A 12,648-nucleotide genomic window follows, 5' to 3' on the forward strand; every position below is an offset into this window, starting at 1 on the left:
AAAAACCTTCAAGTTATCTATCACTTGAAGGCTTCTTCTTATAAAAGAGGTGACATTAAGCGGGAAGTGGATTCCAGTAAGCGATAGCCAAGATGTCTTTTTTGAAACTCTTCCAACTGTAGTTCTTCTGCATCCTCTAAATCATGTAAATATTCTTTCACAAGTGAATTCGTGCTTTCTGTTTTATAAAGAAATGCATTGACTTCAAAATTTAAATGAAAACTTCTCATATCCATATTTGAAGTACCAATCGATGCCATTTCTTCATCTACAATGACAATTTTACTATGCATAAAGCCCTTTTGATATTCGAAAATTCGGGCTCCTGCTTCAAGAAGATCGGGAAAATAAGACCTTGAAGCGTGAAACACTATTCGTTTATCAGGTTTATGCGGCACCAATAGTCTTACATCCACACCACTTAAGGCAGCGATCTTCAGAGCTGAGAAAATATCTTCATCCGGTATGAAATAAGGTGATGCAACCCATACGCTTTTTCTTGCTGAAGTGATCATTGAGAAGAAAATATTTTTCAGGACGCTCAATTCATTATCCGGTCCTCCTGCAATCATTTGAACTCCACCATCGTTCGTATTTTCCAATGGGTCCGGGCTTAAATACCCTGGTGTTAAGAAATCGTCGTTCGTCATATAATACCAATCTTGAAGAAAGATGAGCTGCAGCGTTCGGACGGCTTCTCCCCTTACAAATAGATGAGTATCCCGCCAAAAACCAAACTGAGGATTCTTACCTAAATACTCATCTCCAATATTAAGTCCACCAACAAAGCCAATACTTCCATCAATAACGATAATCTTACGGTGATTTCTAAAGTTGAACTTATTATTAAGAACAGGAATTTTCACGGGTCCAAACGGAACCACTTCAATCCCTGCATCTTTTAATTCAACAATATAGTCCTTTGATAACTGCCATGCCCCGACCGCATCATAAAGGAAGCGGATTTTCACACCATTATTCGCCCGTTCAATGAGAATATCCTTGATCTGATTTCCAATGTCATCATGGCGGACAATATAATACTCCATATGAATGTGATGCTTCGCAGTTTTTAACCACTTCAGGATTTCCCCGAATGTCTCAGTGCCATTGGTTAAAAGTTTGGTTTCACTTGAAAAAGAAATGGCACTATTCCCTATTCGCTGGGCAAGCTGTATGTGCTTTTCCTGAAACATACCAAACATATCAGCGTTCATTTCTTTGGGACCAGGTTCATATTTATTATAGGTTTCCTTGTCCAATATGTACTTCTTCTGATACATCCTCTCTTTCCTGTAGTTACGGCCAAACAATAAATAAAAGATAAAGCCAAGTATCGGGAAAGCACCCAATACGACTAACCATGTTAATGTTTGAGTGGGATGGCGATTCTCAAAGAAGATAAGAAATCCGATGACAATAACCGAGAATGTAAAAATCAAACTAATATACTTTACCATACCAGAGAGGTACTGATCAAAATATAAAATATAACTTAACACCAGAACAGCAATAAATAGGAGGACTCTCACTGTATTTTTCATACTTCTAACACCTTCCACTGGCTTAATGATGCTAAATAAAAAAATACCGATTTCTAAATGAAACCGGTATTATCCTTACGAAAAGTGTCCACTCAATGTCTCAAACACATGTTCATTTATGACAACTTTTCCATACTCTTCAAGGCGATGAACGGTCATTCGTGACTCATCCGCATATTCAAGCAGTATACTTAACATATTGTCGATATCTTCTTCCGTGAAGTGCTCTTCGGAAAATTTAACGTAAATAAAATATTTATTTTCGAATGCTAGCAGCTTTGTCTCCAGGTGATCCAATGGCATATCCTTCATCCGATGGGACAGAGAAATGGCATCTTCAAAATCATTGAATTTCAATGTGAAATCCAGTGCTACTTCTGCTTCTCCATCTTGATCCTGCTTGATTTGGAAATGCTGATCCAAAAGCTCCTCAATGCGTTCATCTACAGGAAGTTCCTTGAGTTTATCCTCTGGGATAGGTAACTCAAATCGCTGGCCATCCTTTGAAACCTGAGCTCTTGTAACTAATACTTCAAGCCCTTTATCTAACGCTTGAACTTGAATCCATAGCGGTCCTTCTATTCCGAAATCTTCTTCTTGATGAACCTCATCCATCATTTCCCAGAAGAGTTCTTCACTTCTTTCGCGATTATACCAGATTTCCTCGCGGTCAAAGCCGCGATCCTCTATATCCCCATAGGAAATATAGAATTTGACGGTATTTTCATTAATGCGTTCGATTTCCATTTAACACCTCTCCCTTCTTGCATGATGTTAGTGAAGGGACTACACCCTCTGAGCCTTAAGCCCGATTGCTGGTGAAGATAGAAGATACATTTAGGTTAGTTTGTACCTTGTACTTCTATTTTATGATATAAACACTGAAAATGGAATAAAAATAACACCCATTTTTTTCTTCACAAATCACACTATTTAACGCGTTTTTGACATTTTAGCGAATATTTGCAGAAAATTCAAGTGTTAATACTTAATCTAATATAAAAGGGGTTGACCCCAAAGGATACGCAACGTTCCTTAAAGGGTCAGCCCCTTTTACTTATATATTCTCATACATACATAATGCTTGAGAATGAAATAATACTTTAGTTTACCATTCTTTGAGCTTCTAGAAGTTGGAACGTACGAACTTTCCTTGGAAGGAATCGTCTGATTTCATCTTCATTATAACCTACCTGAAGACGTTTCTCATCCAATATGATTGGACGTCTTAAAAGACCAGGATTTTTCTGGATAAGCTCGAACAATTCTTGAAGTGGTAAAGTTTCTAAATCTACATTAAGCTTTTGGAATGTCTTAGATCGGGTCGAAATAATTTCGTCTGTTCCATCCTCAGTCATTCGAAGAATTTCCTTGATTTCATCAATGCTTAATGGCTCAGAAAATACGTTACGCTCTGTATATGGAATCTCATGCTCTTCTAACCAAGCTTTTGCCTTACGACAAGATGTACAACTAGGTGAAGTGAATAATGTAACCACGAATCATTCACACTCCCTTAAGAATTTTTTATATAGAGTATTTTATTTAAACAATAGCTGTTAATTAAAATTAGTTTAAATAAGAAATCTCTATTATGTATTATACATGAATTACTGTTCCTTGAACATAGTTTTAACTAATTTGTCAAATTTCCTATACATAGGTTTTACATACGTCATATGATCTCTTACTATTAACGCTTTACCCGGTTCAAAAAGCCAATAAACATGATTGAGAACATTTCCATATTTTCATTTAGAAAACCTTATTGCGAATAGACAATAAGGTTCTTCTACATTTAGAGATTTTTCAGTACATCTCCATCACGATCTTCATCTTTCTTCAAGACTTCTTCAACCGGCTGGTATGACGCACCATAAAACTTCTTATCATTATAAGTATGGATTAATTCATATGTTTTCTTCATAGAGTTGAAGATCAGGTCTTCTGATTCTTGATCTGGAGCCCAATAAAGGATTTCCATTTCATTAATTTCATTTGTAGCGAGAGAACGACGGGCATATCCTATACTAACGGCATGCTCGAAGCCTTCACGCTTGTAAAACTTCAAGCGCTTCTCCGTATCGCTGTCATCATAGTCAACGGGCTCTACCTCTAAAATGATAGCTTTATTTTTCCCTTTTAATTTCTCAAGTAATTTATGACCTAAACCTTGACCCCTGGCATCCTTTGAGACAAAAAGATAATCAATAAAGATAAAGTCATCAAGTTCGGCATACATAAGTACGTGGTGCGGTCCCTCATCTTTATGATAGATATCACTTCTTTCTTTAAGTAATGACTCAAGATGTTCTTTTGATTTCATTTCCTCTACAGGGAAATACTGATTTAACTTTTCATACCAGTGCATGGATCTACTCCTTTAAAAGAATTTTGGGTGACATTGACTAACGGAATACAATTATTTTTCACAGAAAAAAAATGTTTATGTTAGATGTTAGTCTTATCCGTGGGATTAAAAGTACGGAATCAAAGGCAGGAACGCCTATGAAGAGGGTAATGTGGTTGAAAGCGGTTAATCTTTCCAATAAATTAATAATAACAATAGATGAGCATTTTTTCAAATCGAAAAGCTTAATTCATATATGATACCAATGAAAACAGAAATGCCTGCCCTGTAAATGACAGGGCAGGCATTAGGCTTATGGTGTGTAGTCTACACCTTCAGTATACGTATTACCTGCATCCCATAAAAGGAATTCTTTAATACCTTGATCATTCAATGCTTTAATTTGTGCTTCAACCTCTGCCTTCCCGTAGGCTTTATAATTTCCACTGCCTAACCAGGAAGCGGTGAAGTCCTGTAGCCATGGTCTTGAGATAGGCGGGTTTTCCAATTCCGCTAATTTAGAATTTTCAAGCTTCGCATACTCAGAAACCAATTCATAAGGTTGTAAATCAGGCTTGGCGATTCCGAAGTATGGAGTCCAATGACTCGGATAAATCATGGAAGAAATCACATCAACATTCTCGGATATTTTCGAGAAATTCTGCCCGATACCCGGTGCCTCAGGCAGTGTTGCCGTATAACCGAAAATATCGACAGAAACCTTTACGCCATAGGGCTTAAGCTTTTCACGGGCATACTCTACAAAATCCGTAACAGCATTCACACGTTTCTGGACGTTATCGGTATTATTACTCGCATATTCTCCGCCGTCGTACTGCAGCTCATCATCACGCTTCTCAAAACCTTCAGGAAAACGAACATAATCAAATTGTATCTCCTGGAATCCCATCTTCGCGGCTTCGATCGCTATCCCTACATTATAGTCCCATACTTCTTTCAGAAATGGATTCACAAAGGATTCTCCTCTGCCGTTTTTCCATACCTGACCTCCATCTTTAAAGGATAATTCCGGTTTATCGTTCGCTAATATCGTATCTTTAAATACAACGACTCTGGCAATCGGGTAAATCTGTTTTTCTTCAAGTACCTTTAAGATTGCTTTAGGATCTTTGATGTATGGTTGACCTACTTTAGCATATGGAGAAGATTCTTCGGGTTCGTATGTAACATAACCGTGATCATCTTTAATATCAATAACCATGGCGTTTAAATCCGTATCATCCATAAGTTTCGTTAGGCTTTCAAATCTCGCTCCACCTGCAGAGTGACCAGTAACATAAACTCCTCTAACCGCATCAGGGTATTCAAATTTAAAGCCGGAATCATATGCAAATCTTGGCGCGGGACTTGCTATTTCCTTCTTACTTAAAGAAAGACTTCTCTTCTCGTGGTCTGCCGGCCCGTCTCCTTCAGCACTCGCTGTTTGGAACGGTAATAAGCACATTGTGACTAAACATAAGGATGTCGCTACCTTACTCCATTTCAAAATAAACCTCTCCTCTATTAAATAAGCTATCTAGTAAAATATGTAACACCATATACTATTCTAACAAGGAAATAACTTGAAAGAAAAGGGGTATTACTCCTAAACTGTCGAAATTTCCAAGGAAATTAAATATCTTCATTAAATAGTATGATTTTCATGTAAAAATGATGAAGTACTATGAAAAGCCCTTCATAAAAAAAAGCTCCCCTCATTAAAGGGAGCTATTATGAATGTTTTAGTTTTTGTACTGAGCTTTATATTGCGCAAACTCTTTGTCTGAGCAATATACGAAGTGTCCAGGGGCCACTTCACGCATTTCAAGATTATCTTCCTCTGTATAGTTGTGAACAGAAGGATTATATTCTTTTCTTCTGCGTGTGCGCTCATACTCAGGATCCGGTAGTGGGATCGCTGATAAAAGTGACTGAGTATAAGGGTGAAGCGGATTTTTATAAAGGGCATCACTTGGTGCCAATTCGACTAATTTACCAAAGTACATAACCCCGATACGGTCACTGATGTATTTTACCATGGAAAGATCATGGGCGATAAATAAGTACGTTAAACCCTTCTCTTTTTGAAGCTCCTGCATCAGGTTAACAACCTGTGCCTGGATCGAAACATCAAGAGCTGAAATTGGCTCATCGGCAATGATGAAGTCAGGATCTACCGCAAGGGCACGGGCAATCCCGATACGCTGTCTTTGACCACCTGAGAATTCATGTGGGTAGCGACCTGCGTGCTCTTTATTTAAACCGACTGTTTCAAGTAAATCATGAACTTTTTTCAAACGTTCTTCTTTAGAAGATGCCAATCCATGAATGTCTATGCCTTCAGCAATGATATCAGCTACCTTCATGCGAGGATTCAAACTGGCATATGGATCCTGGAAGATCATTTGCATCTTACGGTTGAATTTCTTCAATTGGGAACGTGACTTTTTACCATGTACGTCTTCACCATTAAATAAAACTTGACCATCTGTGGCATTATACAACCTAATAATCGTACGACCAGTCGTAGATTTACCACACCCCGATTCTCCTACGAGACCAAGGGTTTCCCCTTTATATATATCAAAGCTGATATCATCGACTGCTTTAACCATATTCGGCTTACCTGGGTTAAAGTACTGCTTTAAATTCTTAATTTCTAATAACTTTTCTGCCATTATGAACGAACCCCCTCAACAAGTACCGGCTCTTTGTAATTAGATGGCATTTGTCTTTGTCTTAATTTAACGATTTCAGGCGGCTCAACTTTTGGAGCACTCGGATGCAATAACCAGGACTTCACAAAGTGAGTATCAGAAACCTGGTAATATGGCGGCTCTTGTTCAAAATCCACTTTTAATGCATATTCGCTGCGAAGCGCAAAAGCATCTCCTTTAGGTGGATTTAATAGATCCGGTGGAGTTCCCGGGATAGCTACTAATTCCTGTTCACCTTCAGTTTCTGTCGTAGGCATTGAACCGATCAGTCCCCATGTATAAGGGTGACGTGGATCATAGAAGATTTCATCCACTGTACCTGTTTCTACAATTTGACCACCATACATCACCGCAACACGGTCCGCCACATTTGCGACAACACCAAGATCATGAGTGATAAAAATGATGGATGTATCAATTTTATTCTGAAGATCTTTCATCAGCTCAAGAATCTGTGCCTGAATCGTTACGTCCAATGCTGTCGTTGGCTCATCTGCAATCAAGATCTTTGGATTACAGGCCAGAGCGATCGCGATGACGACACGCTGACGCTGACCACCGGAAAACTGGTGAGGATATTGCTTAAATCGTGTTTCCGGACTAGGAAGGCCTACTAATTTAAGTAACTCGATGGCCCGTTTTTTCGCATCATTTTTACTCATATTCTGGTGTTTCACCAACGGTTCCATGATTTGCTTACCAATCGTCATTGTTGGATTCAGAGACGTCATCGGATCTTGGAAAATCATAGATATGTCTTTTCCACGAATTTTTTGCATATCCTTTTCGGGTAATTTTGCTAAATCTTTACCCTCAAATATCATTTCTCCACCTTTAATAAAGCCTGGAGGATTTGGAATCAATCTCATTAGAGCTTTCGTAGTAACTGATTTCCCTGAACCAGATTCACCAACGATCGCTAATGTTTCACCTTTATCTAAATGAAAATCCACACCACGGACAGCTTTAACTTCTCCTCCATGCGTATTGAAGGAGACGTGTAGATTGTTAACTTCTAAAATTTTTGACATATTCATAAGCTCCCTTCCATTACTTACGCATTTTCGGATCTAGTGCATCACGCAGTCCATCCGCCATTAAGTTGAAGCTTAAGATGACCAACGAGATGACAGCTGATGGTACCAGCATCATGTGCGGGAATGACTGGATAGATCTATATCCTTCATTAACCAATGATCCCAGAGATGCTCTTGGTGGAGCAATCCCCAATCCGATAAAGCTTAAGAATGCTTCTGTGTAAATCGCAGCAGGAACTGTGAACATTGTAGTGATGATAACAGGTCCCATTACGTTTGGAAGCAAGTGTTTAAAAATTAAACGGTTGCTTGAAGCCCCAAGTGTACGTGAAGCAAGAACAAATTCCTGGTTCTTTAATTGAAGTACCTGTCCACGGACGATACGGGCCATACCGGTCCAACCGGTTATAACCATGGCCATGGTTATGGAGAATATACCCGGCTCAAAGATCAGGATAAAGAGAATTACCACAATTAAGTTTGGAATCCCGACAAGGATTTCAATGATACGTTGCATAATATCGTCGACTTTCCCACCGTAATAAGCAGAAATCCCGCCATAAGAGATACCAATTATGAAATCGATAATGGCTGCTAATATCCCAATGTAGAGAGATACACGAGTACCATTCCAAGTACGGGTCCAAAGATCACGACCTAAGTCATCAGTACCAAACCAATAGTTTTCTTTGATTTGTCTTGCTTCATATACATCAAATCCATCTGCATCTTTCCCGTCAAACGGTAACCAGCTAATCCCTGAAAGCGCTTCAATTTTTGGTGGCAGCTTTGCATGCCGGATATTTTGATCGCTAAACTTGTATTCGTTCATCATCGGACCAAAAAGAGCAAAGAAAATAATGATTGCAGTGATGATAATCCCCGCAATTGCACCCTTATTCTTACGTAAACGAATCCAAGAATCTTGCCAGAAATTAAGGCTTGGACGCGAAATTTTTTCTGACTCATCTCCCCTAGCCTTTTGAGGTTGGAAGAGGTCTGGACTAAGTTGATCTAGTTTCTTTTTATTTGCTTCCATTATTTCTTCCCTCCAGCTAAGCGAATACGCGGATCAATGATTCCGTAAAGAATATCTACCAAGAAGATAACTCCAATGAATAATGCGCTGAAGAACAGGGTAATACCCATAATAACGGTGTAATCATTTGTATTGATCGATAGTACGAATTGTTCCCCTAAACCAGGGACTGCGAAAATTCGTTCAACTACAAGTGATCCTGTCATAACCCCAACTGTCATTGGACCTAAAATCGTTACAATGGGGATCAATGCATTTCTAACAGCATGCTTTACAACTGTTGCCGTTTTAGAAATCCCCTTTGCTTTTGCTAGTAAAATATAATCGGAGTTTAATATTTCCAGCATTTCAGTACGCATAAAACGAGCAATGGTCGCTACTACGAATACTGTAAGTGCCAAGGTTGGAAGAATCGTATGTTTGTATTCTCCCCATAGTGCCACGGGCAGCCATTCAAGTTTAACCCCAACGTAATATTGCAGAAGACCGGCAAATACGAAGGAAGGAATCGATATTCCAATTACAGCAAGGAACGTTGACCCATAATCAATCCAGGTGTTATGTTTAATTGCTGCAATAATTCCAATAAGTAGCCCTAAGAATGTACCTAATACCATAGCTTGGAATCCAAGAAGTGCGGAAGGACCAATACGATCTCCAACAATTTGTGTTACTGGACGATTGTCATATTGGAAGGACAACCCTAAATCCCCTTTTGCCAACCCAACCATATAATTCACATATTGTTCTGGCAGCGGGTCATTTAGACCGTATTTATCCAGGATGATTTGTTGTTGTTCCGGAGTCAGCCTTTCTGTGTTTTGTAGTGGAGATCCAGGTAGGAGCTTCATCAGAAAGAAAGTGGCGGTTGCAATGATAAGCAAAGTGATGATCATATAGACGATACGTTGAATTGTATATCTGACCATTCTTTAGCCCCCCTTTTTTATCTTTTTTTTTCTACATTTTAATTATATCGATTTTCGACAAATATTCAATGTATTTTTACTTTTTTGATAATTTTCGACATTCACTGGAAAAGGAGAGCGTATGCTTACGCATACACTCTCCTCTGTAGGTTTGTTCATCGAGCTAGTGATTACTCAATGTAAGCCCATTTGTATGATGCATCTGCACCAAATGAGTGACGTAACAGACCTTTAACATATGGACGCTCTAAGAAAGCAGTTCCACGTTGGTACATTGGGCTGATCGCTTGATCTTCGAAAAGGATCTTTTCAGCGTCAACCATTGCTTGCCAGCGAGCTTCTTCATCAGCAAGAAGTTCACCTTTAGCTTGTTCGATTAACTTGTCATATTCAGGATTAGAATAACCCATTTGGTTATGAGCACCGTCAGTAACGAACATGTCAACAAATGTCATCGGATCTGGATAATCAGGACCCCATCCAGCGAATGAGAAGTCATATTGACCTTTAGATTCTAATTCAAGTTTTTGCTTGAATGGTTGCGCCTTAATGTTAACAGTTAATCCTTCAAGGTTTTGCTCAAGTTGTTCTTTTAAGAACTCACCGATTTTCTTAGAGCTGTCAGAGTCATAGTTTAGTAGTTCTAATTCAATAGAATCTTTACCTAACTCTTCTTTTGCTTTAGCCCAGTGTTCTGCAGCTTTTTCAGGATCGTAACCACCAAAATCACCTACAGCTTCACGGTACTCAGCACCGTCTGGACCTGAAACGAAATCTTTTGGTACTAAGAAATATGCAGGGATAGAACCGTTGTTAAGAAGAACGTCTACCATACCTTGCTTGTCGTATGCAGCATCTACTGCTTTACGTGCATTTACGTTTGCCATAACTTCATTACCTTGGTTTAAACGAAGGAAGAATACAGCTGTATCAGCCTTTGTTTTGAAGTTTTCATCTGATTTGTATTTGTCAACAAATTCAGCTGAAAGACCAGCGATATCCGCTTTTTCTGTTTCGTATAAGTTAACTCCAGTAGCAGTATCTTTAACAATGTTAAAGTTTACTTCTTTTAACTTAACAGTTTCTGCATCCCAGTAGCTGTCATTTTTAGTTAATTTGAAGCTTTGCTCATGCTTCCACTCAGAAAGTGTGAATGGACCGTTATAAACTGCAGTGTCAGCTTCAAGACCGAATTTATCGCCTTTTTCTTCAACAAACTTTTGGTTTTGAGGATAGAAAGTTGCGAAAGAAAGTAAAGCTTTGAAATATGGAACAGCTGTTTCAAGCTGAACTTCTAGAGTTTTCTCATCAACCGCTTTAACACCTAATTCTTCAACTGGAACTTCACCAGCATTAACTTTAGCAGCGTTTTTGATATCGTACATGATGTACGCATACTCTGCACCAGTATCAGGGTTTAAAGCTTTTTGCCAAGCGTAAACGAAGTCGTTAGCAGTAACTGCATCTCCGTTTGACCATTTAGCATCACGAAGTTTGAACGTGTATGTTTTACCATCTTCACTGATTTGTGGTTCTTCTGCAGCCATACCAAGTACAGCTTCATCATTTTCACCTAAACGGTAAAGACCTTCAAATACGTTGTTCATTACTTTGAATGATACAGCGTCAGTTGCTAGAGTAGAGTCCATTGATGGGATCTCAGAACTCTCAAGTAAGTTAAGTACCTGTTCTTTCTTTTCAGCAGACTCGCCGCCTTCACCAGATGCTCCTTCATTGCCCTCAGTTTTCTTGTCGCCGCCACATGCAGCCAAGAAAGTACTTAGAGCCAGAAGAAGAACTAGCAAGAATGAAAACTTTTTCTTCATCTTGAAATTGACCTCCTCGTAAATCTCATATTTATTTATCTTCTAATTTTCAGAAGATTTGTTACTTATTATACATGATAGAGAAATTATTGCAATATGAATTTAACAGTTTTTTTGCGAAATTATCAGATTAATAGGTATATTGTTATTAAAACCTTGATACATAAGGCTTTAATCTGTTTATTTTAGAGAGTTTGTCCCATTACAATTGTTACAAATGTAAATTTCAAATATGGCAACCTCAAATGTTTTCTGCAGGATTTTTCATCCACTTCCCCCTATTTCTATTATAAATATAAGATTCCCAGACTAAATATAAATAATAGAATATATACTTTATTCGTTCACAGGAATTGTAAACCAGCAGGTGTTTCTAGTGTATACGGTTTATGTGGATTTCTGTTCACTTTTTCCGTGCATTGCACGCTGATCTGAATATATATGAACGATGATTGAATTCTACTTTATCCATCATGTATACTTTTATAAAAAACAATTTAAGGAGTCCTATGAAACGAATTAATTTTTTCTACATTCTTACACTGCTGTTTTTCATCATCGCCTTTGGGGCTGCTATTCTACAGGGCAAAAACCTGCTTCTTTCTATTATAGACAGTTTGTTCATCATCGGAATTACCTATGCTGTCATAGGGGCCCTCCTCTATATTATTCAAAAGGGATTTTTCAACGGGATCGTATATGCCCTTAAGAGATTCAGGAAAAGTACGAAACAAGGAAAATACATCTCTCAGTTCGATGATTTGGATGAAACAAAGGATGCTCATGAAGAATATGGCCACAAGCGCTCATATTCCATTACGAAATCATTTCTTATAGTCGGTACTTTTTCGCTCGTATTGTCCATCGCCTTGTCTTATCTCCTGTATACTTGAATTACGAAACTTTATTTTATATAATAAATGTATATGAATGAGAGTATAAGCGTCGATGAAGAGTAGTACCTTTCAGCTTTGAATGATAGAGAGCTTGTGGTTGGTGAGAACAAGTATTCATTGGAAAGGGAATGGACTTCTGAGCTTTATTTGTGAAATTGAGTAGCATATAACGGATCAACCTCACGTTAAAGAGGTTCCATGTTCTCATGGACTAAGCTGACTCATTTGAGTACTTAGGGTGGCACCGCGGAAATGATCCCATTCGTCCCTATCTTTATTAGGCCGGATGGGTTTTTATTTTGTTTATTCA

The 12,648-nt window shown here is 38.4% G+C and carries 11 protein-coding genes and 1 other annotated feature; of the genes, 1 reads left to right on the forward strand and 10 read right to left on the reverse strand.

Going from position 1 to position 12,648, the window contains the following annotated elements:
• Window positions 1-38: 38 nt before the first annotated feature.
• The 10 genes from cls to TV75_RS05850 form a co-directional block, all read right to left on the reverse strand.
• The gene (cls, locus tag TV75_RS05805) at window positions 39-1,544 is read right to left on the reverse strand and encodes a cardiolipin synthase (RefSeq protein WP_044337682.1); all 1,506 of its coding nucleotides are present in this window, start codon (window positions 1,542-1,544) and stop codon (window positions 39-41) included.
• A gap of 75 nt (window positions 1,545-1,619) precedes the next feature.
• Window positions 1,620-2,291: an adaptor protein MecA gene (gene mecA, locus TV75_RS05810; RefSeq protein WP_044337683.1), complete on the reverse strand. Its 672-nt coding sequence runs from the start codon at window positions 2,289-2,291 to the stop codon at window positions 1,620-1,622.
• A gap of 356 nt (window positions 2,292-2,647) precedes the next feature.
• Complete coding sequence (gene spxA / locus TV75_RS05815) at window positions 2,648-3,043, reverse strand: transcriptional regulator SpxA (protein ID WP_032089161.1); 396 nt, start codon at window positions 3,041-3,043, stop codon at window positions 2,648-2,650.
• 299 nt (window positions 3,044-3,342) lie between these two features.
• Window positions 3,343-3,915 (reverse strand): GNAT family N-acetyltransferase, encoded by a 573-nt coding sequence (locus TV75_RS05820; RefSeq protein ID WP_044337684.1) that lies wholly within the window; start codon window positions 3,913-3,915, stop codon window positions 3,343-3,345.
• Between the two features lie 292 nt (window positions 3,916-4,207).
• A complete protein-coding gene (locus TV75_RS05825) occupies window positions 4,208-5,359 on the reverse strand; it encodes a putative glycoside hydrolase (RefSeq protein WP_044338034.1) in 1,152 nt (383 codons plus the stop codon).
• A 277-nt stretch (window positions 5,360-5,636) separates the two neighbouring features.
• A complete protein-coding gene (locus TV75_RS05830; RefSeq protein ID WP_044337685.1) occupies window positions 5,637-6,572 on the reverse strand; it encodes an ABC transporter ATP-binding protein in 936 nt (311 codons plus the stop codon).
• Entirely contained in the window at window positions 6,572-7,642 is a 1,071-nt protein-coding gene (locus tag TV75_RS05835) for an ABC transporter ATP-binding protein (protein ID WP_044337686.1), read from the reverse strand. The genes TV75_RS05830 and TV75_RS05835 overlap by 1 nt, the downstream gene beginning before the upstream one ends.
• A 19-nt stretch (window positions 7,643-7,661) precedes the next feature.
• Window positions 7,662-8,687, reverse strand: coding sequence for an oligopeptide ABC transporter permease (opp3C, locus tag TV75_RS05840; protein ID WP_044337687.1), 1,026 nt, complete (start codon window positions 8,685-8,687; stop codon window positions 7,662-7,664).
• On the reverse strand, window positions 8,687-9,616 hold the full coding sequence (gene opp3b, locus TV75_RS05845; RefSeq protein WP_044337688.1) for an oligopeptide ABC transporter permease: 930 nt from the start codon (window positions 9,614-9,616) through the stop codon (window positions 8,687-8,689). The genes opp3C and opp3b overlap by 1 nt, the downstream gene beginning before the upstream one ends.
• Window positions 9,617-9,786: 170 nt before the next feature.
• A complete protein-coding gene (locus tag TV75_RS05850) occupies window positions 9,787-11,442 on the reverse strand; it encodes a peptide ABC transporter substrate-binding protein (protein WP_044337689.1) in 1,656 nt (551 codons plus the stop codon).
• A 509-nt stretch (window positions 11,443-11,951) separates the two neighbouring features.
• Here TV75_RS05850 and TV75_RS05855 point away from each other — a divergent pair.
• Window positions 11,952-12,335 carry a DUF3899 domain-containing protein gene (locus TV75_RS05855; protein ID WP_044337690.1) on the forward strand — a complete coding sequence of 128 codons (384 nt, stop codon included), beginning with the start codon at window positions 11,952-11,954 and terminating at the stop codon, window positions 12,333-12,335.
• Between the two features lie 43 nt (window positions 12,336-12,378).
• Window positions 12,379-12,611: a binding site (T-box leader), on the forward strand.
• Window positions 12,612-12,648 lie beyond the last annotated feature (37 nt).

Origin of the sequence: Rossellomorea aquimaris (assembly GCF_000935355.1) — a bacterium.
Lineage (GTDB): Bacteria > Bacillota > Bacilli > Bacillales > Bacillaceae_B > Rossellomorea > Rossellomorea aquimaris_B.